At 43.1% G+C, this 26,639-nt stretch carries 24 protein-coding genes and 1 tRNA gene; 16 read left to right on the top strand and 9 right to left on the bottom strand.

Translation table 11 applies throughout. The features are described 5' to 3' along the window. From NWP17_RS16915 to NWP17_RS16905, 3 genes are all read right to left on the bottom strand, one after another. Positions 1 to 1,827, bottom strand: a 1,827-nt coding sequence (locus NWP17_RS16915; RefSeq protein ID WP_280656039.1) for a WD40 domain-containing protein, incomplete at its 3' end; no start/stop codon positions are given. A gap of 12 nt (positions 1,828 to 1,839) precedes the next feature. Beyond that, positions 1,840 to 2,604: a PP2C family serine/threonine-protein phosphatase gene (locus tag NWP17_RS16910; RefSeq protein ID WP_280656038.1), complete on the bottom strand. Its 765-nt coding sequence runs from the start codon at positions 2,602 to 2,604 to the stop codon at positions 1,840 to 1,842. 21 nt (positions 2,605 to 2,625) lie between these two features. Then, positions 2,626 to 3,279, bottom strand: a complete 654-nt coding sequence (locus NWP17_RS16905) for a vWA domain-containing protein (RefSeq protein WP_280656037.1) — start codon at positions 3,277 to 3,279, stop codon at positions 2,626 to 2,628. 239 nt (positions 3,280 to 3,518) lie between these two features. On the opposite strand from NWP17_RS16905, the gene NWP17_RS16900 reads away from it, so the two are divergent. Continuing rightward, the gene (locus NWP17_RS16900; RefSeq protein WP_280656036.1) at positions 3,519 to 4,700 is read left to right on the top strand and encodes a class I SAM-dependent methyltransferase; all 1,182 of its coding nucleotides are present in this window, start codon (positions 3,519 to 3,521) and stop codon (positions 4,698 to 4,700) included. Positions 4,701 to 4,737: 37 nt separating this feature from the next. On the opposite strand, the gene NWP17_RS16895 is transcribed toward NWP17_RS16900, so the two are convergent. After that, positions 4,738 to 4,878, bottom strand: coding sequence for a hypothetical protein (locus NWP17_RS16895; RefSeq protein ID WP_280656035.1), 141 nt, complete (start codon positions 4,876 to 4,878; stop codon positions 4,738 to 4,740). A gap of 127 nt (positions 4,879 to 5,005) precedes the next feature. Here NWP17_RS16895 and NWP17_RS16890 point away from each other — a divergent pair, with 127 nt between their 5' ends. From NWP17_RS16890 to NWP17_RS16840, 11 genes are all read left to right on the top strand, one after another. Further along, positions 5,006 to 5,446 (top strand): ATP synthase subunit I, encoded by a 441-nt coding sequence (locus NWP17_RS16890; RefSeq protein WP_280656034.1) that lies wholly within the window; start codon positions 5,006 to 5,008, stop codon positions 5,444 to 5,446. 116 nt (positions 5,447 to 5,562) lie between these two features. After that, the gene (atpB, locus tag NWP17_RS16885; RefSeq protein WP_280656033.1) at positions 5,563 to 6,315 is read left to right on the top strand and encodes a F0F1 ATP synthase subunit A; all 753 of its coding nucleotides are present in this window, start codon (positions 5,563 to 5,565) and stop codon (positions 6,313 to 6,315) included. A gap of 134 nt (positions 6,316 to 6,449) precedes the next feature. Further along, a complete protein-coding gene (gene atpE, locus NWP17_RS16880) occupies positions 6,450 to 6,695 on the top strand; it encodes an ATP synthase F0 subunit C (RefSeq protein WP_200988381.1) in 246 nt (81 codons plus the stop codon). Positions 6,696 to 6,886: 191 nt separating this feature from the next. Next, positions 6,887 to 7,378, top strand: coding sequence for a F0F1 ATP synthase subunit B' (locus NWP17_RS16875; RefSeq protein ID WP_280656032.1), 492 nt, complete (start codon positions 6,887 to 6,889; stop codon positions 7,376 to 7,378). 106 nt (positions 7,379 to 7,484) lie between these two features. Next, complete coding sequence (locus tag NWP17_RS16870; RefSeq protein ID WP_280656043.1) at positions 7,485 to 8,048, top strand: F0F1 ATP synthase subunit B; 564 nt, start codon at positions 7,485 to 7,487, stop codon at positions 8,046 to 8,048. Then, positions 8,045 to 8,602, top strand: a complete 558-nt coding sequence (gene atpH, locus NWP17_RS16865; protein ID WP_280656031.1) for an ATP synthase F1 subunit delta — start codon at positions 8,045 to 8,047, stop codon at positions 8,600 to 8,602. Before NWP17_RS16870 ends, atpH begins: the two co-directional genes overlap by 4 nt. A 121-nt stretch (positions 8,603 to 8,723) precedes the next feature. Continuing rightward, complete coding sequence (gene atpA, locus NWP17_RS16860; protein WP_280656030.1) at positions 8,724 to 10,244, top strand: F0F1 ATP synthase subunit alpha; 1,521 nt, start codon at positions 8,724 to 8,726, stop codon at positions 10,242 to 10,244. Between the two features lie 94 nt (positions 10,245 to 10,338). After that, positions 10,339 to 11,286, top strand: coding sequence for a F0F1 ATP synthase subunit gamma (locus NWP17_RS16855; protein ID WP_280656029.1), 948 nt, complete (start codon positions 10,339 to 10,341; stop codon positions 11,284 to 11,286). Between the two features lie 354 nt (positions 11,287 to 11,640). Beyond that, positions 11,641 to 13,908, top strand: coding sequence for a protein phosphatase 2C domain-containing protein (locus NWP17_RS16850; RefSeq protein WP_280656028.1), 2,268 nt, complete (start codon positions 11,641 to 11,643; stop codon positions 13,906 to 13,908). A 165-nt stretch (positions 13,909 to 14,073) separates the two neighbouring features. Next, complete coding sequence (locus tag NWP17_RS16845; protein ID WP_280656027.1) at positions 14,074 to 15,639, top strand: CHAT domain-containing protein; 1,566 nt, start codon at positions 14,074 to 14,076, stop codon at positions 15,637 to 15,639. 293 nt (positions 15,640 to 15,932) lie between these two features. Next, complete coding sequence (locus NWP17_RS16840; RefSeq protein ID WP_280656026.1) at positions 15,933 to 16,580, top strand: hypothetical protein; 648 nt, start codon at positions 15,933 to 15,935, stop codon at positions 16,578 to 16,580. A gap of 98 nt (positions 16,581 to 16,678) precedes the next feature. Here the strand turns inward: NWP17_RS16840 and NWP17_RS16835 are convergent, their stop codons facing one another. From NWP17_RS16835 to NWP17_RS16825, 3 genes are all read right to left on the bottom strand, one after another. Then, positions 16,679 to 18,046, bottom strand: a complete 1,368-nt coding sequence (locus tag NWP17_RS16835) for a PrsW family glutamic-type intramembrane protease (protein WP_280656025.1) — start codon at positions 18,044 to 18,046, stop codon at positions 16,679 to 16,681. 436 nt (positions 18,047 to 18,482) lie between these two features. After that, positions 18,483 to 18,935 carry a phosphate-starvation-inducible PsiE family protein gene (locus NWP17_RS16830; RefSeq protein ID WP_280656024.1) on the bottom strand — a complete coding sequence of 151 codons (453 nt, stop codon included), beginning with the start codon at positions 18,933 to 18,935 and terminating at the stop codon, positions 18,483 to 18,485. Positions 18,936 to 19,100: 165 nt separating this feature from the next. Next, positions 19,101 to 20,054, bottom strand: coding sequence for an alpha/beta fold hydrolase (locus NWP17_RS16825; protein ID WP_280656023.1), 954 nt, complete (start codon positions 20,052 to 20,054; stop codon positions 19,101 to 19,103). A 238-nt stretch (positions 20,055 to 20,292) separates the two neighbouring features. On the opposite strand from NWP17_RS16825, the gene trxB reads away from it, so the two are divergent. From trxB to NWP17_RS16805, 4 genes are all read left to right on the top strand, one after another. After that, positions 20,293 to 21,282 (top strand): thioredoxin-disulfide reductase, encoded by a 990-nt coding sequence (trxB, locus tag NWP17_RS16820; RefSeq protein ID WP_280656022.1) that lies wholly within the window; start codon positions 20,293 to 20,295, stop codon positions 21,280 to 21,282. Between the two features lie 102 nt (positions 21,283 to 21,384). Next, positions 21,385 to 23,079: an NAD(P)H-quinone oxidoreductase subunit 4 gene (locus tag NWP17_RS16815; RefSeq protein ID WP_280656042.1), complete on the top strand. Its 1,695-nt coding sequence runs from the start codon at positions 21,385 to 21,387 to the stop codon at positions 23,077 to 23,079. Between the two features lie 279 nt (positions 23,080 to 23,358). Beyond that, positions 23,359 to 24,126 carry a hypothetical protein gene (locus NWP17_RS16810; protein WP_280656021.1) on the top strand — a complete coding sequence of 256 codons (768 nt, stop codon included), beginning with the start codon at positions 23,359 to 23,361 and terminating at the stop codon, positions 24,124 to 24,126. 136 nt (positions 24,127 to 24,262) lie between these two features. Continuing rightward, positions 24,263 to 24,862 (top strand): hypothetical protein, encoded by a 600-nt coding sequence (locus NWP17_RS16805; RefSeq protein ID WP_280656020.1) that lies wholly within the window; start codon positions 24,263 to 24,265, stop codon positions 24,860 to 24,862. Between the two features lie 69 nt (positions 24,863 to 24,931). Here the strand turns inward: NWP17_RS16805 and NWP17_RS16800 are convergent, their stop codons facing one another. Beyond that, positions 24,932 to 26,212, bottom strand: a complete 1,281-nt coding sequence (locus NWP17_RS16800; protein WP_280656019.1) for an ABC transporter substrate-binding protein — start codon at positions 26,210 to 26,212, stop codon at positions 24,932 to 24,934. Positions 26,213 to 26,436: 224 nt separating this feature from the next. Beyond that, a tRNA-Ser gene (locus NWP17_RS16795) sits at positions 26,437 to 26,528 on the bottom strand. Between the last annotated feature and the right edge of the window lie 111 nt (positions 26,529 to 26,639).

Raw genomic sequence — 26,639 nt, 5'->3', positions numbered from 1 at the left:
TCCTGTCTTCACATTCCATATCTTGATGGTGTTGTCCCCACTCCCACTGGCTAAGGTTTGACTATCAGGGCTGTATGCTACTGACAGAACCCCGTCAGAATGACCAGAGAGGGTGTGGAGTAGCTGACCTGTCCTCACATTCCATATCTTGATGGTCTTGTCCCCACTCCCACTGGCTAAAGTTTGACCATCACTGCTGTATGCTACTGAGTAAACCCAGCTAGAATGACCAGAGAGGGTGTGGAGTAGCTGACCTGTCCTCACATTCCATATCTTGATGGTGCTGTCCCCACTCCCACTGGCTAAAGTTTGACCATCAGGGCTGTATGCTACTGACAAAACCAAGTTATAATGACCAGATAGGGTTTGGAGTAGCTGTCCTGTGTTCACATTCCATATCTTGATGGTTTTGTCATAACTCCCACTGGCTAAAGTTTGACCATCAGGGCTGTATGCTACTGACAAAACCAAGCTAGAATGACCAGAGAGGGTGTGGAGTAGCTGACCTGTCTTCACATTCCATATCTTGATGGTGTTGTCATCACTCCCACTGGCTAAAGTTTGACCATCACTGCTGTATGCTACTGAGTGAACCCAGCTAGAATGACCAGAGAGGGTGTGGAGTGGCTGACCTGTCTTCACATTCCATATTTTGATGGTGTTGTCCCGACTCCCACTGGCTAAAGTTTGACCATCAGGGCTGTATGCTACTGACAAAACCGGGTTAGAATGACCAGAAAGGGTGTGGAGTAGCTCTGCTATTGACGGTGATGTTGATACAACAGCAGATATTGGTGTGGTTCTCATACTCCCAGGAAAAATATCAACATGAAGTCTTGTAGAGCGATCGCACCAATAGCACTGACCATAGCTTCGGCTATAGTAGTGACTATCTATCCTTTCACATGGGCTAAGATCATTATTAGCCGCTTTTAAAGCTTCTAACCATTCCTTAGCGGTAGGACGTAAATTAGGTTGTCTATACCCATCATTAAAGCATTTGAGAAAACATCGCCGAATCTCTGGATGCACAATCTCAAGAGGAATTGTTCTATCCACCAGTTCCAGTTGACTATTAGGAGCATACAACCATACACCCTGACGGATCAGTTCATCAGGTGTTGGACATTCCCCCGCACCTAGCCACCTTCCATCACAGAGATTTTGACCCCCAAGTAATAATTGATAGATAATTACTGCTAACCGAAAGCGGTCATGTACCTCCGTTTGGTCAATAATAGAAAAATCTTTACCAATCAATTCTGGTGGTGTATATCCTGGAGAACCCACTAAACAACGATAAACTTTACCATTGTGGGGATGACGCACCTGAAAAGAATCTGTATCAATAATTGAAGGTAAAGCCTGATTATTCACTAGAATATTCTGGTGCTTAATGTCACCCAACACATAGCCAAAATCATGAAGTGCAGTAATAATTGAGGCAATATTCCGCGCTGTTGTGTGCAGAAAACGCCAATCAACCTGAAGGTTCAACCTCCTACGAAGCCGGGGGTTGTATATATCCAGCAGTTGTTTTGCATCCTTGATTTCTCGCATCAAAAAGCCCACACAATCACCCTGAACATTTTTTAGTGATGACTCAGGCCAAGCATAGGAAATATGATTCAAGTGGGAATTAGGCTCACGGGGTGGATTAGCTACCATCACCGCTAACTTTTCCATTCGCGCTGGTGTGGGGGAATGGTAAATTTTAGCTAAGTAACCACTGTGATCAGTGCGCCAAACTTTACCTTCACCACTATTAGCCAACTCACTCACCAGAGTGATGGATTTACCCGTACTACTGCAAATTACAAGGGTCATAGCATCTTGACTTTATTCCCACAAGCACAACAACAAAGTTTTATCATCATCAGTGCGAGCATTCAGGCGTTCAGAATCGAGAAACTCAAGCAAATACTGATCGTCCTGTTCTGGATCCCCTGTTTCTTGTAAATATTCTTCAAAAGGCTTAAAAAATGGTGAAAAAGGCTTCCAATCAATAAAACGAATTGCCACTTTTTCCAATCCATCGGTAGCAGCAGCAATAAACCGGGGCGATGACATCACCTTTACCTGCATCTCCTCTAGTGCATGAGTAGAGGTAATAAAAGTAGTTTCATTGACAAACTCACCTTTATCTGGTGTAAACAACAGTTGATAATCCTCTGAACTTTGGGAACGCACCACTATAAATCCATCCCCAACTTGCATAGCCCCTAACCAATCAGGAGTAGCGATTAAAACCAACAGTGTACAAGCAAAATCATTGATATGACAATGTTTTTCCTCTGCTGTTTGCTGTAATTGTCTAATCACATTTTCCACAATTTCTGTCAACAGTTCCCGAGTTTCCTCTTCAGACCGTGAGCAAGATAATTTTCCTGGTTCCAAATTTATTGTTTTAAAGTAATCAAGTACAGTTTTGACAGCTAATTTAGAACCCTCATCAGAATATTTAGCACTCCCAGCACCATCAGCCACCACACCCACAATCACATCATTAGATAATATGTGATAACCACAATGATCTTGACAGGGCAATTTTTGGCTTTGATGGATCCTTCCCACTTGAGAACGAGCAACTGCTTTCCAGACCACAATTAATCCTCAAACAAACATTTAACTAGTAATTTGACCCCATGCCACAGGCGGTAATGCTACAGCTTCCCCGACTTTACCACTAGAAACTCGTTTCATTGAAGCAGAAAGCCAAACAAACAGAGAGCGAAAATCTAAACCATTTAATTTCACCGGCGGACGTTCTGGACTAATTCTTTTTAATGTGTCAAAATCAGCACCCTCTACACCCACGGCAAAAAAACACAACCCGCGATTACTCTCAGCGTCCTGCAAACGTTTTGCCGCTTGGCTCCAGTCATCTGTGGGGGCTCCGTCTGTAATCAAAAATACCCACGGACGATAGTATGAAATGCCATTGTTCTTATATATTGTCTTCCGATTTTCCAATAAGTCCAAAGCATACTCAATGGCTCCACCCATTGGGGTTAAACCTTCAGGTTCTAATTCCGGTGGTGTAAAGTTATCAATAGTGACAAAATCTTGACTAAGTTGCACAGGTCCAAATGTGACGATAGCCACTTCTACGCTCAATGATGCTTGTGCATCTTGTGATACATCTTGTTGAAAAGCAGCAAGCCCGCGATTTAACTCTTGAAGAGGCTTTCCTGACATGGAGCCAGACACATCTAACAATAAAATTACTGGACAACGAGTTTCTGGGTTCTCAACAAATTCAGGCATTCCTAGTGGCATTAAGATCCTCCTGGTTAAGCACAGCTAGATACTTGATTTTCAATTGTAATTATACCTGCTAGTGTAGCAGTTAACATCAATATTTTGTATTTTGTATACAATAACAGGCAAAATTGTCGAATGCCGTTACAAAACCTTGCCACTACCGGGTTAATTCCCTGTTAATTCCCTAGGTGGTACCAGAATTGTGATAAATCTCCCCATCCTGTAAACTCAAAAATGCCGCGTTCTAGCTGATCATGTCTGACCCCCAAACTGTAAGTGCAGCCGTTGCTAAACTCTACGATACCTACCCATTCCCCCCAGAACCCCTATCAGACCAACCTCCACCAGGGTATAATTGGCGTTGGAACTGGGTGGCTACTTACAATTTTTGCACTGGACGCAAACCACCAAACCAAGATATCCGCATTTTAGATGCTGGTTGTGGTTCTGGAGTGAGTACAGAATATTTGGTACATCTCAACCCCCAAGCTCAGGTAGTGGGAATTGATTTAAGTGCAGGAACTTTACAAGTAGCTAAAGAACGCTGTCAACGTTCCGGCGCTCTCAGAGTGGAGTTTCATCACCTGAGTTTATACGATGTAGAACAGTTACCCGGTGAGTTTGACTTAATTAACTGCGTGGGTGTGTTGCATCATCTACCCCACCCCATTAGTGGTATTCAAGCTTTAGCTAAAAAATTAGCCCCCGGTGGACTAATGCACATTTTCGTTTATGGGGAACTCGGACGCTGGGAAATTCAACTCATGCAACAAGCCATCACCCTTCTCCAGGGAGACAAAAAAGGCGATTATGTCGATGGGGTACAAGTGGGGCGAAAAATATTCTCATCACTACCAGAAAGTAACCGCATTGTCAAGCGAGATAAACAACTGTGGTCATTAGAAAACCACAAAGATGAATGTTTTGCTGATATGTACGTTCATCCCCAGGAACTTGACTACAACATTGAAACACTATTTCAATTAATTGACGCTTCCGGCTTAGAATTTATGGGTTTTTCCAACCCTGATTTTTGGCAGTTAGAAAGACTTTTAGGCTCTAACCCAGATTTAATGCACCGGGCGGAAAATTTGAGCGATCGCCAACGTTACCGCCTGATAGAATTACTAGACCCGGAAGTTACCCATTACCAATTTTTCCTTGGTCGTCCCCCCATCAGCAAAACCCACTGGTCAGCAGATAACACATTACTACTAGCCACACCGGAACTCAACCCCTGCATAGATGGTTTACCCGGTCAATGTGTGTTTAATTATAATTATCAAGTAGTTAACCTGTCAGCAGCAGAATTAGAATTTCTGCAAAAATGCGATGGACAAGCCACAGTAGCAGAGATTTTAACCACAGTCCAGCTTGCCTTAGAACAAGTCAGAAATCTCCACCAACTACAAATGATTGTGTTGACCCCAAACTAAGCCAAAACAGTCTTGACAATCCTTTTCACCACAAGTGTCATGATTCTGCCACATTGTCCAGCATCTTCAGCCAAGGTGAGCTAAAGTGAAACGAAGCCAGCAAACCGCCCCAACCACCAACGCCCCAGCCAACACCCATCGAGAGGATGTTGGTCAACCCCCCATTTCCCCCATCCATCAGCCACTGAAAACTAACAAAAAAGAAGTTAATTGTTTTTTTCTAAAGTATTGTTACCTGATCGTGATATGATTCAGCTGACTGAATGTGAAGTCATGATCAGTTAGTTGTACCAATTTCAAGTATCGTGAGCTTGTCAGAAGATTCAATTCATCCCACTGCGACAACACAACAAGATACTCAATCTGGTTCTGAGGACACAGAATCAGTCAACTCTTCCATGCAAGAGTTCTATCAACTCTACCAAGAGTTGCTGGTAACCACACTTGTCTTGACAGGGATAATTTTTGTCTCTGTGTGGATTGCTTACTCTCTAAACATTGCCTTAAATTATTTATTAGGGGCGTGTGCAGGTGTGCTTTACTTGAAGATGTTGGCAAAAGATGTTGAGCGTTTAGGTAGAGAGAAAAAATCACTGAGTAAAACTCGGTTAGCCCTATTAGTAGCGCTGATTTTGCTAGCATCGCAGTGGAATCAACTACAAATATTACCCATATTTTTGGGATTTCTCACCTACAAAGCTACACTCATCATCTACGTAATTAGGATGGCTTTTATCTCTGACTAGTCAAAGCTCCGAGAAACTGAAAAAGCTAATCTCAGCCTTGCGTGAGGAATATCCACACTGCAAAATTGCTCTTATTCTCCAGGTAAAATTGGAGAAACGAACGAAATGGAAAGAAAATGCTGAATTTTCTGAACGTCTACTCTTTTCCACTTGCCGAATTGGAAGTGGGTAAACATCTGTACTGGCAAATAGGTAACTTTAAGCTCCATGGTCAGGTGTTTCTCACATCCTGGTTTGTTATTGCCCTGCTAGTGCTAGTTTCCCTAGCGGCAAGCAGTAATATCAAAAGAGTTCCCAGTGGGTTACAGAACCTGATGGAGTACGCCCTGGAATTCATTCGGGATTTGGCTAAAAACCAAATTGGCGAGAAAGAATATCGCCCTTGGGTGCCTTTTGTCGGCACTTTGTTTTTGTTCATTTTTGTGTCAAATTGGTCAGGGGCCCTCTTCCCATTCAAGCTGATTCATTTGCCAGAAGGAGAACTATCAGCACCCACAAGTGATATCAATACAACAGTTGCCTTAGCGTTGCTAACATCACTAGCGTATTTTTACGCAGGATTCAGCAAAAAGGGGTTAGGTTATTTTGGCAACTACGTACAGCCAGTGTCGTTCATGTTGCCATTCAAAATTATTGAAGACTTCACCAAGCCCCTTTCCCTAAGCTTCCGTTTATTCGGTAACATCCTGGCTGATGAACTTGTAGTCGGTGTGCTGGTATTACTAGTACCCTTGTTTGTACCCTTGCCAGTAATGGCTTTGGGACTATTTACCAGCGCCATTCAGGCACTAATTTTTGCCACCTTAGCCGCAGCTTACATCGGTGAAGCGATGGAAGATCATCACGGCGAAGAGCATGAAGGGCATTAAACCGCCCCAACAGTCATAAGTCATCAGTCATAAGTCATTAGTTGTGAAACAGTGATCAAAGGCAAATGACAAATGGCAACTCACACACAACAACTTCCAGACCATTCAACTCGGTAAAATAAGGAAAGAATATCATGGATCCATTGGTTTCTGCTGCTTCCGTTTTAGCTGCTGCTTTAGCTGTTGGTTTGGCCGCTATCGGCCCTGGTATTGGTCAAGGTAACGCCGCAGGACAAGCTGTAGAAGGTATTGCACGCCAGCCAGAAGCTGAAGGTAAAATTCGCGGTACATTGCTCCTGAGCTTGGCGTTTATGGAAGCTCTAACCATCTACGGTCTAGTAGTTGCCCTAGTGCTATTGTTTGCTAACCCCTTCTCATAATCAGTGCTAAAACGCGAGTAATCGCGCTTGTACAAACCACTAATGCTGAGTGCTGAGTCACCCAAATTTGCCAGGAGGGAAATTTAGCCACCCCCTCAACTTGAGCAAAAATCAAGCAGGTAGTGAGTGGCTCCTCCTTGCAACTTTTCGGGAAGACTCAGGACTAATATATCAGATAGAAACTAGCAACCATGACACACTGGATTACCTTGTTAGCGGTAGAAGAGGTTGCCAAAGAAGGGGGGCTATTCGATCTAGATGCCACCCTACCCTTAATGGCAATTCAGTTTCTAGTTTTGGCTTTAGTGTTGAATGCAACACTATACAAACCACTGGGCAACGCCATTGATGGACGGAATGACTATATCCGCAACAATCAATTACAAGCACAGGAACGTTTGTCAAAAACTCAGAAATTGGCAGAACAGTACGAGCAAGAACTAGCAGACGCTAGACGACAAGCCCAAAAAATTATTGGCGATGCTCAAGCCGAGGCACAAAAAATCGCTGCTGAGAAAATAACAGCAGCCCAACGAGAAGCCCAGGCAGAAAAAGAAAAAGCAGCCAATGAAATAGAAGCACAAAAACAAGCAGCTTTAGCTTCACTAGAGCAACAAGTAGATTCCCTTAGTCGCCAAATACTAGAAAAGCTTCTAGGAGCAGATTTAGTCAGTGGGCGCTAATGAGAAGTAACATTGTAAAGACGCATTAGCCAAGTAACACCAAGTAACAGTTGTTGCCGGCGTGGGTCGTATTAATCCTTGGCAGCGCAGTTGTGGATGAAAAATGATGGGGACTTTTTTACTGTTGATGGCGGAAGCCAGCGCCGTCGGAAGTGACTTGGCAGAGGAAGCGGGACATGGTGGTTTTAGTCTAAATACAGATATATTTGACACCAACCTGATTAACCTCGCCATTATTATTACTGTGCTGTTAGTTTTTGGGCGGAAAGTTTTGGGTAATACCCTCAAAACTCGCCGGGATACTATCGAAACAGCAATTAAAAACGCAGAGCAACGTGCCGCTTCAGCAGCACAGCAACTCAAAGAAGCACAGCAAAAGTTAGAGCAAGCTACAGCAGAAGCGGAAAGAATCAAACAAGCAGCCCAAGAAAATGCCCAAGCTGCAAGAGAAGCAATCTTAGCCCAAGCTGCTGTAGATATAGAACGCTTGCAAGCAGCAGGCGCGGCTGACTTAAATGCAGACCTGGATAAAGCGATCGCTAAATTGCGGCAAAGCGTAGTAGCGCAGGCACTGCAAAAAGTAGAATCAGAACTGAAAAGCGGCATAGCCGACGATGCTCAACAAATTTTAATTGAACGCAGCATCGCACAACTGGGAGGCGAGGTATGACAAGTAACATAGCAACAGCTGAAATAGCCCTACCTTACGCACAAGCGCTACTATCCCTCGCCCAATCCAAAAACTTAACAGAGGAGTTTGGCGAAGACGCGCGGAGTTTGTTAAGCCTGCTCTCAGCAAATCAAGACCTACAGAACTTTATCGCTAACCCCTTTATTAAAGGTGAGAACAAAAAAGCCCTCATCAAACAAATACTGGGTGAAAGTAGTAACGCCTACTTACGCAATTTTTTGTTGTTGCTGGTAGATAAACGGCGCATTGTTTTTCTAGAACCAGTTTTACAACAATACTTGGCTTTGTTGCGGCAACTGAATCAAACCGTATTAGCGGAGGTAACTTCAGCAGTTCCCCTTTCAGAGGCTCAACGTCAAGCCGTGGTAGAAAAAGTTCTTGCCATTACCAGAGCGAACCAAGTGGAACTGGAAACTAAAATAGATAGCGAGTTAATTGGTGGTGTGATCATTAAAGTCGGCTCCCAAGTAATTGATGCTAGTTTACGCGGTCAGTTGCGCCGCCTTTCCCTGCGCTTAACTAGTAATTCGTAAAAGCATCGATTCTGCTAGAGTTTCCTTGCTGTGCTGATTCTAGGCAAGGTAACTTGGCAGAAAACAAAATCATTGGACAATCCCCCCCCTTTTTTGTCTCGAAAGGAAAAAACATAAACACATGACTATTTCAATCAGACCAGACGAAATCAGCAGCATTATTCAACAGCAAATCGAGCAATACGACCAAGAAGTCAAAGTTGCTAACGTTGGTACAGTTTTGCAAGTAGGTGACGGTATCGCCCGCATCTACGGTCTAGAAAAAGCCATGGCTGGGGAACTAGTAGAATTTGAAGATGGCACAGTAGGCATTCTGCAAAACCTAGAAGAAGACAACGTGGGCGCAGTACTCATGGGTCAAGGTTTGAACATTCAAGAAGGTAGCTCGGTTACAGCTACTGGCAGAATTGCTCAAGTTCCCGTGGGTGAAGGGTTAATTGGACGGGTAGTAGATGCTTTGGCTCGTCCTCTCGATGGTAAAGGAGAAATTAAAACCACTGAGACCCGTTTAATTGAATCCCCAGCCCCCGGTATCATCGCCCGTCGTTCTGTACACGAACCCATGCAAACGGGTATTACAGCCATCGACTCCATGATTCCCATTGGTAGAGGTCAACGGGAATTGATCATTGGCGACCGGCAAACAGGTAAAACAGCGATCGCCATTGACACAATTATTAACCAAAAATCCGAAGACGTAATTTGTGTTTACGTAGCCATCGGTCAAAAAGCTTCCACCGTTGCCAACGTGGTGCAAACCCTACAAGAAAAAGGCGCAATGGACTACACCGTAGTAGTTGCAGCTAACGCCAGTGACCCAGCCACACTACAGTTCCTAGCTCCTTACACCGGAGCCACCATAGCTGAGTACTTCATGTACAAAGGCAAAGCCACCCTGGTAGTATATGACGACCTTTCCAAGCAAGCCCAAGCTTATCGGCAAATGTCCTTGCTGCTACGTCGTCCACCCGGACGGGAAGCATATCCCGGCGATGTATTCTACATCCACTCCCGCTTATTGGAACGCGCAGCTAAACTAAGTGACGAATTGGGCAAAGGTAGCATGACCGCCCTACCCATCATTGAAACCCAAGCAGGAGACGTTTCCGCCTACATCCCCACTAACGTGATTTCCATCACTGACGGTCAAATCTTCCTTTCTTCTGACTTGTTCAACGCCGGTATTCGTCCAGCAGTTAACCCCGGTATCTCTGTATCTCGTGTGGGTTCTGCCGCACAAACCAAAGCCATGAAGAAAGTAGCAGGTAAAGTTAAACTAGAACTAGCACAATTTGACGACCTGCAAGCCTTTGCACAATTTGCTTCTGACTTAGATAAAGCCACCCAAGACCAATTAGCACGCGGTCAAAGATTGCGCGAACTACTCAAGCAGCCACAAAATGCACCCCTGGCAGTATATGAGCAAGTAGCCATCTTATATGCTGGTATTAACGGTTACTTAGATACTATTCCTGTAGATAAAGTAACGACCTTCACCCAAGGTCTGCGGGAATTCTTAAAGACAGGCAAACCAGAATACACCGAAGCAGTACAAACCAAAAAAGTACTGGGTGAAGAAGAAGAAAAAGCCTTGAAGGAAGCCCTGATCGAATACAAAAAAACCTTCCAAGCAACAGTGTAATTAGTCATGAGTCATTAGTCATTAGTCACGGTAAAACACCAGGCTATTGACTGTTGACAAATGACTATAGACGAGGGACTACAAAGTTAAAAATATGCCCAATCTCAAAGCAATACGCGATCGCATTCAGTCGGTCAAAAACACCAAAAAAATCACAGAAGCCATGCGCCTAGTGGCAGCTGCTAGGGTACGTCGCGCCCAAGAACAGGTAACCGCTACCCGTCCCTTTGCAGACCGCTTGGCACAAGTACTGTATGGCTTGCAAACTCGTCTCCGGTTTGAAGATGTAGACTTACCACTACTCAAACAACGAGAAGTAAAAACAGTAGGGCTGTTGGTAATTGCAGGCGATAGAGGTTTGTGTGGCGGTTACAACACTAACATTATCCGTCGAGCAGAAAACCGCGCCAAAGAATTACAAGCAGAAGGCGTAAATTACAAATACGTATTAGTGGGACGTAAAGCCATTCAGTATTTCCAACGTCGTGAACAACCCATTGACGGTACTTATACTGGCTTAGAGCAAATTCCTACAGCTGCCGAAGCCACAGAAATTGCTGACAAACTACTTTCCCTATTTCTATCAGAGAGCGTGGATCGTATAGAGTTAATCTATACCAGATTTGTCTCTTTAGTTAGCTCACGTCCCGTCGTCCAAACCCTACTTCCCCTAGATCGTCAAGGTCTAGAAGCAGCAGATGACGAAATTTTCCGCCTCACAACCCGTGGCGGTCAATTTGAAGTAGAACGGCAAAAAGTGACCACCACAGCCCGCCCTTTACCTCGTGACATGATTTTTGAGCAAGATCCCGTACAAATACTCGATTCTTTACTACCCTTGTATTTGAGTAATCAGCTATTACGGGCTTTACAAGAATCAGCAGCCAGTGAACTAGCAGCACGAATGACAGCCATGAACAACGCCAGCGACAACGCCGGTGAGTTGATTAAAACTCTATCTTTGTCTTACAACAAAGCCAGACAAGCCGCCATCACCCAAGAACTACTAGAAGTAGTTGGTGGTGCCGAAGCACTAAGTTAGAGGGCATTAATCATTGTTTAGTAATAAATAGCTAATTGCTAGCTATTAAATAGCTAGCAATTATATTTTTGATAAGCTGTTAATGTACGTATTGAATTTGTATAACCCCAGAGTAACCAGATGCTCGCGCCACAAGACGAACATTTACATTCGTATCTCAAGTGACCCTGGAATCCCCGCCTTTAGGCGTAGGGAATGTCAAGAGTAAATTAATTAATAACCCCTGCTTCTAGCTACAAGCTAGAATAGTGATCCAAAATTAAATATGTCAAGTTGATAAAATATTAGCGGTGTCAACAACCGCTACCAACAGTCCCTCTGGAAAATTGCCAATCGCTGATCACTGCGAACACTATGGAAAATGAAGCGGTAACGCTCTACTGCCCCAATCAAGCTTGTCTGGCTGTCAACCCCTTAAATCACAAATTTTGCCAGCGATGCTCTACACCTCTACCCAGACGCTACCTCTGGGCTGTAGGGGATAGTTTGACTGCGGCTAAACCTGGAGATGTACTAGGCGATCGCTATTTGGTAATTAATCAATCTGTTGTGTTAGATAGAAAGCCGGGATTATTACCTCAATCACCCGCTCCAGAAAATTTAGAAAAAATTAAAGCCTATCTGAGACTAATTCCTTATAGATTAAATGTACCACAAGTATATGGAATACTTACCCTCACTGAAGGAGAGTCTCAGCAATACCTAGACCGCGCTCAGTACAAAGAAATATTGCTTTTAGAACAACCACCCTTGACCGTAGATAATTCGGGGCTACAAGTGCAGCTATGTACTCAATTAAACATGGCCTGGGCTGATGCCACATCAATGCGTCAACTTAACTGGCTATGGCAAATAGCTAATTTGTGGCAACCTTTGAAAACTGAAGGCGTGGCTACCAGCTTAATAGATCCTCATGTCCTCCGGGTAGAAGGACCATTAGTCCGGTTGTTAGATTTGCGTTTTGACCATTCCACATCACCAAGCCTGCACCAATTAGGTGAATTTTGGCAAACATTAGAGTTAGAGTCAAAACCAGCCATAGCGCAATTTGTACACGAAATTAGCAGGTTTCTCATTCAGGGAAAAATTGATTCCCCTACTGTGCTGATTGCAGTTTTAGATCAAGGTCTGGCAACACTAGCACGCTCACAAACTGCCACTATGAAAACAGTCACAAAAACAGACACCGGGCCAAGTCGTCAACGCAACGAAGATGCCTGTTACCCTGCTAGTGGCACAGTGGTGAGTAGCCCACCACAAACGCTGAGACCCTTAGCTATTGTCTGTGATGGGATAGGTGGACACGAAGGAGGTAACGTCGCCTCTAATTTAGCCATTGAAACAATTCATCAGCAGCTACAGGAACTAATCAGAGTTCCTGATCAAAACATAGAACCTTCATTAGTCCTAACTGATTTAGATCAAGCAGTAGCAATTGCCAATGACAAAATTAGCGGACGCAATGACAGCGAAAATCGCCAAGCCCGTCAACGTATGGGTACAACCGTAGTCATGGCATTACCTATGGCTCACGAAATGTACATTACTCACGTGGGAGATAGCCGTGCCTACTGGATCACACGCCAAGGTTGTTACCAAGTTACCCTAGATGATGATGTGGCTTCTCGTGAAGTCAGATTGGGTTATGGTATCTATCGTCAAGCTGTGCAACAAGGTGCTGCTGGATCTCTACTGCAAGCTTTAGGAATGAGTGCCAGTAACTTGTTACATCCCACTTCCCAGAGGTTTATCATTGATGAAGATGCGATTTTTTTACTGGCATCAGATGGACTGACTGATTATGACCGCGTGGAAGATTATTGGGAAACGGAAATTTTACCAATTCTCACTGGTGAAAATGATATAGTCCAAGTGGCTGATAAATTAGTGGAATTAGCTAACACCAAAAACGGACACGATAATGTCACCCTGGCATTAATACACCAGAAAATTAAATATTGCGAACCACAATCAACTATAAAACCACTCATTCCCGATATTTCCTCGATCATAGTTGCAAACACTGTCACCAAAGCATTACAACCACAAATACTGGAGAATAGCGATTGCCTACACGGCACTGGCGAAGCCAATCGCACAAAAACCAAGGTAATACCAGAAACTCAACCCACGAGAATTGCTAAACTACCCTTACATTTTATAGTTCCCTTCTCCTTGGTAGTCTTAGCTGGTTCACTGGGATACTGGGTAATGGAATGGCGATTGCCCTCAGATCCAACCCCCATAAAAACTATACAACCAACTGTAACTACCCCAGTCACAAACTCACCCCTTGCCAACCTCAGTCCAGGTGGAGTAATCGAAACCCAGGCAGAAATTTCTCTCCAGAGTGAGCAAACATTGCCCCCAAAAAGTTTGTTAGAAGTTTTAGAAGTTATTGATATCAAATCCAATCTTCAGCCGGAAACTGGAGATGTTTTAGTAAATTTGCGACTCTGTACCCCAAACACCACCAATTCACCTAATCAGCCTTTACCACCGATTAAATTATCTCAACTGCAAAAGTTTCCACTTCGGATATTGCCATCAAACCAAAAAAATCTCTGTAATTCTTCCTCTAACCCAACTTCTCCAGCTAACAAACCCATAGATGCCAATTAAACTTGGGTTAGTACTCGTTAAACTTGTGAAAATCTGAAATAATACAGACAGTAATTTTGAATCGTGCAAACGCTACCGTCGGGCAGACGGGAAGTAACGCCAGTGACGCTGGAATCCCCCGCCTAAAGGCGTGGGGAATGTCAACTCCTTTAGTTTAGTGAATCCATGGCATCCCTCAACTTGGCGATCGCCCGTCTCATCAACACTGGCAAAAATAACTTCGCCATTTGGGTGGTCAAGGCTCCCTATCCCAGTGGTTATGTTTTACATGACTGTGTGTGGTCAGATGAACTAACTCAAGTTTGGCAAGAATGGCAGCAAATGTTTGCTGGACACAGTGGTTTATGTATTTCTCCAGGTTTAGAGCCACTGTCAGTTAACCCATCCTCCATCAAGTTAATCTCACACTCTGGAGGAAAGACAACTAATTACAGTAGTCGTCTAATGCAATACTTAGGTATTACTCTCTGGCGCTGGGTATTCAACGGTCCAATTTTGCGTAGTCTGGAACGTAGTCGCGGTATAGCCATGGGGCAGTATAAACCCTTGCGTTTTCGGTTAGAAATTCGTGACCCCGATCTAATTGCCCTACCTTGGGAAATTATGCAGGGCGACCCCGGCCAACCGGCCATGTCCCTCTCGCCAGATTTGCTCTTTAGTCGTACCACCAGTGAAGTTGAACCCTTACCTTATTTGCGAACCGATCAGGCTTTAAATATATTGTTGGTCTTGGGACATGATGAAAACCTACAACTGGCAAAGGAAGCGGCTATCTTAGAAAAAATTATTGCCAGTAGCAACTCTCAGGAATCTGCACCCTGCATGGTTAAAACACTCCTGCAACCCACACCCCAAGACCTAATTCAAGAGTTAGAAACCTCAGCCTATAACGTTTTCTTTTATGCTGGTCATGGACTACCTGGACCCGATGGAGGACTATTCTGTTTGCGTCCACAAATGACCCTCAATGGTATTGAATTAGCACAAGTATTAACCCGGACAGGTCTAAAACTAGCAGTTTTTAATGCTTGCTGGGGCGCTGGTCCCGCAGCTATCAATCATCAAGCCATTCCCGCCAGCAGTTTGGCAGAAGTATTAATTCGTCATGGTGTACCTGCGGTTTTAGGAATGCGTGATCAAATTGCCGACCACGAAAGCCACAGTTTTATTCAAGCCTTTACCGAAGCATTGCGATCGCGTAAGTCAATTGATCAGGCAGTTGCAGAAGCTAGGCAAGAACTGTTAACACTGTATAAGTTCAATCAATTGGCTTGGACTCTACCAGTTCTTTATCTACATCCAGATTTTGACGGAGAATTAATTAAAAGTTTTGATGAAGGAATTACCGAACTACCAGATAATATCACCCCCAATATTAACTACCAGATTCCCACAGCTTATTTGCGATCGCTTTCATCCAGCCGGCAAACATGGCCTCTTAAACCAAGAGTCACCCGCATCGGTCGCACCAAAGATAATGATATTGTCATTCCGGAACCTTCTGTTTCCAAACGTCACGCCGAAATTTTATGCCGCAGTACTCTCACAGGTAAAACCACAGTCAGAAATTATTACCTGCAAGATTTATCCACCTACGGTACAACCTGGTGCTTAAGTCCTAATGGTTGGCAACAAATACTCCGTGAGGAAGTTCTTTTACAATCGGGAATGCAGCTAAAGTTTGGCAATTCTCACAGTGAGATTTGGCAGTTTGTCCTTGAGGATTCCTAGCAGCCATTAGAAAAAAATTGGAACTTGGGAGAGTGGGATGTTTTAACTCTTGTGGTCGCTCCCATCCCTAGAGGATTTTTGCGCATAGTAGCGAGGGAGATTGTGTAAACGCTAACGTCGGGTATTCGGGAAGTAACGTCAGTGACGCTGGAATCTCATCGGATAGCGTGGGGAGTGTCAAACAGCTTATACTAATTTACATATCAAAACTGTTACCTAGTTTTGCGGAAAAATAATCTTGGCAGTTGTATCTGTCAATATTGATAAATAAATAAAAAACCAGGAATCGACAAATGACTAAAAATAATAATGTATCAGATACTTTCATGACTTTAAAGTCTGAAATAGAATTAGAATTATTAGATACACTACTAACGCCAGAAGATGCTACTTATCCCTGGACTCCGGCTGATGTTGAATCTGAAGCTTATTTTAGCCAATTAGAACAACAGTTTGTCACCCAAGATTGGCTAGATGAAACCTTAAGTGCAAATTCCCTAGCCTTTTATGAAACATTAGATCAGCTTTGGTCTGAAGTTGTAACTACCTCAAATTACAAAAGCAATCCGAATAAGTCAGCTGTGGATCATTTGCAAGTTTCTTTAAATTCAGCTTTTGCCCATATTGTACCCCCAAGCTGGCTAAACTCCATAGCCAAGAAAGCTGCTGAAATTTCCGCCAGCCAACAATCCATAAGTGATAGACTAGTGCAATGCGTGAAATCTGTATTACCTGCTTGGGATGTAGATGATCTATTGGTTTTAACTCGTCCCTTTGTCCATGCTATGCGTAGTAGTAAATCCCCAGACTTAACCTTGATGATTAGTCAAGTTAAACATCAAGATTGGCTCACATTATCAGAAATTGAACAAGCTAAGATTAGTGTGGCGATCGCTGATTATGCTTTCAGACAATTAAAAACCTTTCAGTCTCAACATTAACCCTTTGGTGAAAACCTGAATTAGAGCAAATTCTAAAAGTATAATGTATAACCTCCGTGCGTTTAGTCCGGGGAGTGTCAAGATACTTCACTACTCCCCTACTTTGGATCGATAAACCGGGTAGCAAAGTTTTGCGATCGCGTTGGTGATAACACCCGTGCTTTGAGAATTGCTGCCATTAAAAACGCATAGGACACCACCCCAACCACCACCAACAGTAAAGCATTAATGGAGCCTGTGGCATTCCATAAAGCATGGAGAGCAGAGGCGCTAATATAACCAATGGAGAGAATCTGCCAACTCATGCGGGGCTTAAGTACAGCCAAGCCAATAAAATATCCCATATAGCCACTGTAAGCCATGTGTCCGGCTACCGAACCGAGAATGCGGGGAATTAGCAATTGAAATCCCACCAATTGACCAGCCGCCCCTATACCTACCTGCTGCGTAATTTGTGGCACATATTGCCCCAGAGTTTCCAGCAAAGTAAAGCCAATAGCAGAAGCTGTACCCAAGAGAATACCATCCAAAGGTTCCCAAATACCGACGCGTTCCCGCCAAGGCGAGGTTAAACCCCGACCTATGAAATAGGCAGCAATGAGAGGTAAGGCCTTAAGTAACTCTTCCATTAACCCCGCACCAAAGAACATTCTTACCAGCAATTCTGTAAACGTGGTAGGCTCTTCAGGTGAAGGTAAACTACCAGGCAAAATCACCCGAAACACAAAAATAAACAAATTCAATAAAGGACTCAGCAAAATAAAAGTTGTACTCAATGCTGTTCCCACTAGTACCCACCAAGGCTTTTGTTTACCGCACAGTTGGTAAACAAAATAGTAAGCAGCTGATGCGATATAAGTTGCCACAATCACTTGATTAGCTTGGGGGCGACCCACTGTAGCAAACATCAGTACCACAAAGATCACAGTCAGTATTCCCGGTATTAAGTAAGCCTTGCGAGTTAAATCCTTACCAGTGGAAATAATGGGAAACAGTTGGGTAAAACTCACTGAATCCGGCTGTTTTAAATCAGTGTGACCGTTATTTTGAGAAGCTGACGGTAGGGGTTTGACTTGTTTGCTCATTTCTGTGGGCTGAGAAATCAAATCATACTCAAAAATAAATTGCGGTCCATCAGAACCCAGAGAAATGCGATCGCCTGCGTGTAATTCCTGACATTCAAACAAGCACTTTCCATTTAAGAAAGTGCCATTGGCACTATTTAAATCACAAAGTAGCCAGCTAAATTTACCATCAATAGACGAAGAGAGGGGACGAACCACAGCATGACGCCGAGATACCATGCGATAAGTCAGAGCATCCAAGACAATTTGGCAAGTGGGGTCACGTCCAATTACGACCTCTTTACTAGTTAGCAGGGAGTAGCGAGATTCAGAGCCATAAGGTCCTGCATTACCAGACACTAGCCGGAGAAATGCATTATGTCTTGTGTTTTTGCCTGTCATCGAGTTAGAGTGTCTTTGCAAACAAATTCATCAAAAATACCTGGCAGTAGGGGTTAACCATGACCACGCCAACAGCAGCATTGCTAAATACACTATAGCTTTACAGATTTACTTACCGTCAAAAAAGGTTATGGCTGAATACTTGGCCACAACCTTAAACCCAAATCATAACATAAAAGACCTATTTCGTATGATAAAATAAGCTGAAAACCCTTAAGGTTGAGTTTTGGAGCCTGGCGGAAAAACTTAACCGTCCTTCAGGCAAAGGATGAAAGCCAGTTGATGGGTTTACGCCTCAGTCATTTTAACTAGTCATTTTAACTATGTTTCTTGATATCTTTTATGTCAATAATATTACTTAAGCAGTCACAGCAGAGAAGATGCCCGCACTACAAGATTTCACTTTGTGTTTAAGAAATGCTATATCCTATAAACCTTAATGTCTGATATTGCTGTTACGAATAATCCAATAACTAATGGATAGGGACAAAACCGCAACACCTAAACCAATAATATCAACACCAGTTACTTTTCCTAAATCAAGAATAATAATTTTACGGGACACAGCAATTAAAGAAGTAACAATAACTAATTCCACCTGAACAACGTGTTTTCGCAGGTAGGCAGTAATATTTTCTAATATTTCTAAAGCAATTAAAATATTTAAAAATAATCCAAAAATCGTAAATAAAGTTTGATTAAATCTGCCATAAGGACTAGTAAATAGTTCATTAATTAGATAAACTACTAAATCAAAAATAGTCACTATGATTACCACTAGCATTGCTAATGACAACACCTTAGAGACCAGAACCTCAAAGTTTTCTATCAGCTGTATAAATTTTTCGTCCTGAGCAAGTCTGCCGATTTTTCTGAATAGATGCTTCATGTGCCATAATTGGGAATTACTGGGCGTTAACTCATAATATAAGCAGGTAATCACCAGTAATGCAATCAGTGTAGAGGCACATCCTATAAAAATATCATCAAAATATTACATAGCGGGCAACTTGCCCGCTTATAGCCACCTTTACACATCCAGGATAAGATGAACTTATACCGAAATAGAAATAGTGCCGGCTCCATCAACAGCAGCATCTTGAGTCTCTTCTGACTGTAGTACAAGCAAAAACTTGCGAATTAATCCAATAGTCACCCCTGGTAGTTCTAGTTGGGGAGTTAAGCCTACATCTTCAAGATGACAGAAAATCCGGATTGCTTGTGGGTTCATTTCCGCTAAACGGCGACCAACTTCTGGCCCCGTGTATTCCGTTTTTTGCCCCCAAATGATGGCAGTGGGCACGGTTAAGCGCGTGATATATTGGGATAAATCAAAAACTAAATCTCCACGGACAAAAGCCAGAGCTGCGTATTCTGCATTGAATTGTTGAGCAGATTGTTGATAAGCTTCGACAATCTCAGGATAAACCCGTGAGGCACGAGCAAATTGCCGTTGTTCTAAAAAGTTGCGAATTCCCAAACTGCTCGCCACCCCAGACAGATATAATAAACGATCAAAAACAGGGACTTTCACTACTTGAGCCGCAATACTACGACTGTAGTCCTGTCCAAATTCTGCTAAACCTGCTGGGGTGGTTAAAATTAAGGATTTGAATAAATCTGGACGCTCAATGGCGGCGCGAATGGTAAAAGCAGCCGTTAAACCGGAAGCAATGGCAGTTACGGGCAGATTACAGGTTTTTTCTACAAATTCAATGATGTTGCGAATATAGTCATCAATTCCATACTTACGGGCTGGATGGTCAGACCTCCCCCAGCCAATTAAATCTGGTGCAACAATGTGATAATCTACAGTAAAAGCTGGATAAACTTTAGACCACTCGTAAGCAGAAGACCCACCGCCAAAGGCGTGTAAAAATACTAAAGTACGATTGCTTGACGGTTCAATAGTCAAATTAGACCAAGGTTTCCCCACCGGGGCATAATAAGCCATTCTGCCCAGTGTGGTCATGACATATTTTTCACCAAAACCAAGGGGTATAAACATAATATCTTACCTCATGATACTTCATTATCTTAATCGTGATGACAACATTTACAAATCAGCATCAATCTAATGGTGCATCTTAAGTCATAGTATAAAGTCCCCACCGATGCCAGATAGTCTTGCAAAGGAAGGATGTCAAGCCGCTTGAGTATTGATAATTTGGAACTGTCACCCAAAAAAAACACAAGAGACATCAAATTTACTTACTCTCAAAGCTGTTGAGAGAAAAACCGGAAAAATGAATGTTGTCAATTCCGAGCATCGTCAAGTGATTATCATCGGCGCTGGTTCAGCAGGACTAACTGCTGCTATTTATGCAGCACGGGCTAACCTCAAGCCACTAGTAATTAGGGGACCAGAACCGGGGGGTCAACTGGCCACCACTACAGAAGTAGAAAACTATCCAGGTTTTGTCAATGGTATTCTTGGTCCTGAATTAATGCAGCACTTTGAAGCCCAAGCGGTTCGCTTTGGTGCAGAATTGCGTTATGGCATGATTACATCTGTAGATTTTTCACAGCCACCATTTCACCTGATTTTGAACGAGGAAAAAACTTTGTTGGCTGATGCCGTAATTATTGCTACTGGTGCTAGTCCGAAGTACCTGGGGTTAAAAAACGAAAAAAGGCTTTTAGGTCGTGGTGTGTCATCCTGCGCCACCTGTGACGGAGCTTTTTTCCGAGAACAGGAAGTCGCAATTGTGGGAGGGGGGGACACGGCCATAGAAGATGCCATCTTCTTAACGCGCTTTTGTGCCCGGGTTTATGTTATTCACCGCCGGGAAAAATTGCGTGCTGCTAAAATCTTACAAGCGCGTGCTTTTGCCAAAGAAAAGATTGACTTTATTTGGAATACATTAGTTGAAGATGTTTTAGGAACCGAGGAAGTACAAGGACTACTGCTGAAAAATATTCCAACTGAACAGACATATACCCTACCCGTAGCAGGTTTATTCGTGGCTATTGGTTATCAGCCAAATACAAAAATTTTCCAGGGATGGCTAGATATGGACAGTAAAGGATATATCCGTACTGTCTCCAATTCAACCTATACAAATATTACAGGCGTGTTTGCTAGTGGTGATGCTCAAGACTATGTATATCGCCAAGCCGCCACCGCTGTAGGAACCGGCTGTATGGCCGCTATTGACGCTGAACGTTGGCTAGAGTCACAACATCAGGTTTCACTTCCCCAAGCGGATAAATGGGGGAAATTGGCTGATGAATAAATTTCTATAATCCTCCACCACCAAACAATAATTATTAAGAAATTATTAAAAAATACGCTATGTTGTGAGATGATCTATAGATAGATATTTTTTCTTATTGATATAATGGCGGATCAATTTCCCTGGCTAACCGCGATTGTCCTACTACCATTCATTGCTGCTTTGGCAATTCCTATACTACCGGATAAAGATGGCAAGTGGGTACGATGGTATGCTTTGGGTGTAGGAATTACTGATTTAATCGCAATGTCCTATACCTTTTGGCAGCATTACGATCCTAGCAATGCTGCTTGGCAAATGGAAGAGAATTATACCTGGATACCTGAGTTGGGTTTGAGTTGGGCAGTGGCTGTGGATGGGTTATCAATGCCCTTTGTACTTTTAGCCGGACTGGTGACAACACTGGCAATTTTTTCAGCTTGGCAAGTTGATCGCAGACCCCGGCTTTTCTATTTCCTCATGCTTGTGTTGTACTCTGCGCAGGTGGGGGTATTTGTAGCCAAAGACCTACTGCTGTTTTTCATCATGTGGGAAGTGGAGCTAATTCCCGTATACCTACTGATTTCCATTTGGGGCGGGCAAAAGCGACGTTACGCAGCTACAAAATTCTTGCTGTATACGGCTGCGGCTTCCATATTCATTCTCGTGGCAGCATTAGCCATGGCTCTCTACGGTGGTGGTAATGTCACTTTTGATCTCTCTGCCCTAAAACTGAAGGATTACCCCTTGAGTTTGGAACTCCTATTGTATGCAGGATTGCTGATTGCCTTTGGGGTGAAGTTGGCTGTGTTCCCCATGCACACTTGGTTGCCTGATGCCCACGGAGAGGCTTCGTCACCAGTATCTATGATTTTGGCTGGTGTACTCCTGAAAATGGGGGGATACGGACTGCTTCGCTTGAATTTGGAAATTTTTAGCCATGCACACATATACTTTGCACCAGTTCTAGCTATTTTGGGGGTTGTCAACATTATCTATGGTGCGTTGAACTCCTTGGCTCAATCGAATATGAAGCGTCGGTTGGCTTATTCGTCGATTTCTCATATGGGATTTGTACTGCTGGGTATTGCCTCTTTTACTGATGTGGGCATGAACGGCGCAATGTTACAGATGATTTCTCATGGTTTGATTGCTTCGGTGCTGTTTTTCTTGGCAGGTGTCACTTATGATCGCACCCGCACCATGTCAATGGATGATATGGGCGGTATTGGTCAGCTGATGCCCACAGCATTCGCATTATTTACAATCAGCGCCATGGCTTCCCTAGCCCTCCCTGGGATGAGTGGCTTTGCGGGGGAACTATCGGTGTTTGTGGGCATAATTACCAGTGATGTCTACAGTTCAACTTTCTGCATTGTCACAGTTTTCCTGGCCGCAGTGGGAGTTATTCTCACGCCGATTTATCTGCTCAATTTGCTGCGCAAGGTATTTTATGGCACTAGTGCTGGACTAATGTGTAACATTAATAATGCAGCTTTTGAAAATCAGGAGAGCGAAGGAACAGCTTGTTTTGGTACTGACTGCTTGCTACCTAATCAAACCATCTATAGTGATGTTAAACCCCGTGAATTGTTTATTGCTGCCTGTTTTTTAGTGCTAATTGTGGGTATCGGGTTGTACCCTAAGTTCACTATGCAAATGTATGATGTCAAGACTGTGGCGGTAAATGCTCAGGTCCGCCAATCTCTGATGACTATTTCGCAAACCAGCCCTCATGTCTATAAGGTATCTCCTAATGCCTATACAGCCGAAGAAATAGTGAGTGCTACCGTTGCACCCTCGGTTGTACCTCTATAAAAAAGTTATTGACACTTCCCACGCTATCAAGGCGTGGGATTCCAGCGTCACTTTATATCTGAAGCCATTAGCTCTGCTCGCCGTTGATATTTCCGTCAATAATCCAGTGCGATCGCTTTCTTTATGGTAGTTTTATATACATAAAAGACAGTATTTTTATCACAATTTATATCCACTTAAAGATATAATAACTGATTTTCTAATGTTAAAGTTTGAATATCGGCAGATTTGTTGGAATCATCATCACAAAATGTCCGTAGCCACAATATTTCGTTAGGAGTGAATGTGAATATTTTTCCCGTCTTCGATACCCTACGTCAACGCAACAGTTGGTTTTACTTACCCGCTTTAGCCGCCCTGACAGTGTTGAGTGGTGGTTTACCTGCTGTTGCTGAAACAGCACATACTCACCTGCTGGCTGGTTCTTCTGTAAATGCAACATCTGTGGATACCATACTGTTACAGCAGTTTCCCCAAGCTCATAATCAGCAAGTTGCTGATGCAGCACTCACACCTATACCAGGGACGGCGATAACTTCATCAGCTGCTCTTACTTCTGAATCAAAACCAACTGCTCAATTTTTTCCTACTCAGGTAGCACAAGCAGATATTGTTTTTGGTGGAGCTACTCGTGGAGGGGGAAGCTATATTGGCGTGGCTGGTAACATTGGTTTAGGTGGTGGTGACTCATCTTTAGGTGACGGTAATTTTGCAGTTATAAGTAAAGTGGGAGTGACAAATACCATATCCCTCAGACCGTCAGCAGTGTTTGGTAACAACACTACTATCTTGATTCCTGTTACCTACGACTTTAAATTGCAACAGCCTGATCCATTTGATGAACCTTTGGCCTTTGCGCCTTATGTTGGAGTAGGTGCAGCTATTAAAACTGGTGATGATTCAAAAACTGCTTTGTTAGTATCTGGTGGTGTTGATTTTCCCCTAAATGCCCAATTCACCGCTACAGCTTCCCTCAATGCTGGATTTTTTGACGACACTGATGTTGGTTTGTTGTTAGGAGTTGGTTACAATTTCTCCGGCTTCTAATCAGATAATTTAGAATATGAAAGGCAAAGGTAAATGTAACTTTTGCCTTTTTAATACCTAGGATAGATTTTTAGAGTATTTGTTGATATTGGTATTATAAAAAATAATTCTTGCAAAACAATTAGAGTTTATACATATGAATAAACCAGATAAACTAGCCAATAATAACAAAAAGTTCGTAGTAGAAAAGCAAATACAAGAAGAACGTATACATGATGTTTTTCTATTATTGCAAAATTTGATTTCTAGAGAGGAAACAACAGTAAAGATACTATTAGATTGTTTATATGATGTCGGGTCTCATAATCTGATTAACCACAAATTTCCCGGTCGTACTCTCAATGTACTTCTGAAATTTATTTCCCATACATCCAAGCCAATATTTAGAATTTTTGCTTGGCGGTGGTTTAAAAATAACGGTTCTCAATTAATTACTAATTGGCTGCAAAGCAAAGTAACTTTCAAAACTTCAGAGGAACCGAAAACACAGTTAGTCAGAGAAAATCCCCAGAGCAACCTAGATTCTGTCACTAATTCTCAGTATCAGCTTCAGGAAGTAAAACATCTTCGTTCTCAGGTAACATTGCTAACTGGTATTTTGGCTGGAGTTGTGACTATGTTCGGTGGTAGCTTTGTGTGGTTAGGTTATTCCCTAGAGCGATCGCATATGCAAAGAATTGTGGAATTACAAACCCAGGTGAAAACCCTAGAAGCTAGGGTGAACGAACCTGAATAAATAACTATTTTAGCCCACAAAAGTGGGCTATGTGAGATAGAATTGCCAACTTCCCAGATGTGGTATTGATTATTGAGGAGTAGGACTAACTTTATCAATCACCTCAATTTTGCCATCGGCTGTGACAGTCCAAACGTCATAGACACCGACAACATCACCATTAGCATCTACATCAACATTACCACTTGCCCCTTGGTAGTTGATGTCTTGCCCCTCTCGTAGCAACTTCAGCCCCTGGCAAACATCAGTAACTTCTGTACCAGGTGCATTAGCCACTTCACGTATTTTATTAGCAATACCAACCCCTGTGTTTTCCTGTGCGGCTTGTGCTGCCAACACCAACAAAGCAGCAGCATCCCAAGTTTGGGGAGCGTATTCCCCTGGAGAACTGCCTTTTTTTTCTTGCCACAGGCGGTTAAAATCTGCCAAGGCCTTACCATCGGAACCTGGTACTGTACCCAAAGACCCAGTTAAGAGATATTGGCCATTACTGCCTTTGCCTACCTGGTCGGGGAAATCGGGTGATTTCACCCCATCTGTAAGCAGAATTTGTACACCTTCAGTCAAACCTTGCTGGTAAGCAGTTTTGAGGAGGAGACTACCAGTTTCAGCGTAGAGAACAGCTACCACTGCATCTGGCTTATCCGCAAAGGCAGCCGCAGCTTCAGTATCAAATGTTTGAGCTTTGGGGTCATAGCGGACAGGTTTATTTTTATTAACTACAGTTCCACCCAATTTTTCAAAAGCTTGTACAAATGCTTTTTCAAATCCAACCCCATAATCATTATTAATTACAACTGTAGAAACTCGCTTAAATCCTTTTTGATTGGCTAGTTGAGCTAATGCTAGTGCTTGGTAGGTATCAGGGGGAGCAGTGCGCGCCCAAAAACCCTTAAAGTCTCCTTTTTGTGCTTTTTCGGTAAAAACTGGACTGGTACTACCAGGGGAAACCATCATAACTTGATTAGGTACAGCAACTGAGACAGCAGCAGTGGAAACACTACTAGCAAAGGAACCTACCACACCCGCCACTTTATCCAGAGTTGCCAATTTAGTCATACCAGCAGCACCCGCTCTAGGATCGGTTTGGTCGTCTACTTCCACTATAGTTACTGGTTGTCCATTAACCCCCTCGCAAGCGTTAACAGTGTCCAGTAATAAAGGAACAGAGCCTACCATTTGCTGTCCGATGGAGGCTAAATCACCGGTTGTTGGTAGTAAAGTACCAACTTTTAGCCCTTGACTATTAGTTGTGCTGTTGGTGTTACTAGCATTTTCGCAAGCACCTAAAAAGAAACCCGTAGCTAGAGTAAGTATACTCAAGGCTAGGGCAGTGTTAATTCTTGGCATTTAATTTACTCCTTGGATTGACAATCTCCGAAACTAAGCCATAAATCATAGCATCTACCTACAGTAGTAAACATTTTTTTAGTTATGAATTGTTATTGACAATCCCCGGAGTAAACCCGGGGGGATTCTACTAGCTTTCATACCTTGCCCAAAAGAAGGCTAAGTTTTACCGCCAGACTCCAAAACTAAACCTCAAGGGTTTTCAGCCTATTTTATTCTCAAAACGGAGAGGGAGGGATTCGAACCCTCGGTACGGAGTTACCTGCCGTACAACAGATTAGCAATCTGTCGCTTTCGACCACTCAGCCACCTCTCCAGGTGGGTTACAGATATTAATATTAGCAAAGTTTTTTGATTTAGTCAACCATTAAAAAAAAATTGCTTCTAAAAAATTAAGTTGGGGCTGTCGCCCCGTCCTGATGTATCC

The organism is Chrysosporum bergii ANA360D (genome assembly GCF_029891735.1).
GTDB classification, from domain to species: domain Bacteria; phylum Cyanobacteriota; class Cyanobacteriia; order Cyanobacteriales; family Nostocaceae; genus Umezakia; species Umezakia bergii.
This window is presented reverse-complemented; position numbering and strand designations above follow the sequence as displayed.

What these genes read in the sequence shown, in the direction of transcription:
- NWP17_RS16895 (WP_280656035.1), bottom strand. Translation starts at nt 4,878, where the DNA reads ATGGATGGGGGAAATGGGGGGTTGACCAACATCCTCTCGATGGGTGTT.
- NWP17_RS16875 (WP_280656032.1), top strand. Translation starts at nt 6,887, where the DNA reads ATGACACACTGGATTACCTTGTTAGCGGTAGAAGAGGTTGCCAAAGAA.
- atpA (WP_280656030.1), top strand. Translation starts at nt 8,724, where the DNA reads ATGACTATTTCAATCAGACCAGACGAAATCAGCAGCATTATTCAACAG.
- NWP17_RS16840 (WP_280656026.1), top strand. Translation starts at nt 15,933, where the DNA reads ATGACTAAAAATAATAATGTATCAGATACTTTCATGACTTTAAAGTCT.
- NWP17_RS16870 (WP_280656043.1), top strand. Translation starts at nt 7,485, where the DNA reads ATGGGGACTTTTTTACTGTTGATGGCGGAAGCCAGCGCCGTCGGAAGT.
- NWP17_RS16855 (WP_280656029.1), top strand. Translation starts at nt 10,339, where the DNA reads ATGCCCAATCTCAAAGCAATACGCGATCGCATTCAGTCGGTCAAAAAC.
- NWP17_RS16825 (WP_280656023.1), bottom strand. Translation starts at nt 20,054, where the DNA reads ATGTTTATACCCCTTGGTTTTGGTGAAAAATATGTCATGACCACACTG.
- atpE (WP_200988381.1), top strand. Translation starts at nt 6,450, where the DNA reads ATGGATCCATTGGTTTCTGCTGCTTCCGTTTTAGCTGCTGCTTTAGCT.
- NWP17_RS16850 (WP_280656028.1), top strand. Translation starts at nt 11,641, where the DNA reads ATGGAAAATGAAGCGGTAACGCTCTACTGCCCCAATCAAGCTTGTCTG.
- NWP17_RS16800 (WP_280656019.1), bottom strand. Translation starts at nt 26,212, where the DNA reads ATGCCAAGAATTAACACTGCCCTAGCCTTGAGTATACTTACTCTAGCT.
- NWP17_RS16805 (WP_280656020.1), top strand. Translation starts at nt 24,263, where the DNA reads ATGAATAAACCAGATAAACTAGCCAATAATAACAAAAAGTTCGTAGTA.
- NWP17_RS16835 (WP_280656025.1), bottom strand. Translation starts at nt 18,046, where the DNA reads ATGACAGGCAAAAACACAAGACATAATGCATTTCTCCGGCTAGTGTCT.
- atpB (WP_280656033.1), top strand. Translation starts at nt 5,563, where the DNA reads ATGCTGAATTTTCTGAACGTCTACTCTTTTCCACTTGCCGAATTGGAA.
- NWP17_RS16830 (WP_280656024.1), bottom strand. Translation starts at nt 18,935, where the DNA reads ATGAAGCATCTATTCAGAAAAATCGGCAGACTTGCTCAGGACGAAAAA.
- NWP17_RS16845 (WP_280656027.1), top strand. Translation starts at nt 14,074, where the DNA reads ATGGCATCCCTCAACTTGGCGATCGCCCGTCTCATCAACACTGGCAAA.
- NWP17_RS16905 (WP_280656037.1), bottom strand. Translation starts at nt 3,279, where the DNA reads ATGCCACTAGGAATGCCTGAATTTGTTGAGAACCCAGAAACTCGTTGT.
- atpH (WP_280656031.1), top strand. Translation starts at nt 8,045, where the DNA reads ATGACAAGTAACATAGCAACAGCTGAAATAGCCCTACCTTACGCACAA.
- trxB (WP_280656022.1), top strand. Translation starts at nt 20,293, where the DNA reads ATGAATGTTGTCAATTCCGAGCATCGTCAAGTGATTATCATCGGCGCT.
- NWP17_RS16900 (WP_280656036.1), top strand. Translation starts at nt 3,519, where the DNA reads ATGTCTGACCCCCAAACTGTAAGTGCAGCCGTTGCTAAACTCTACGAT.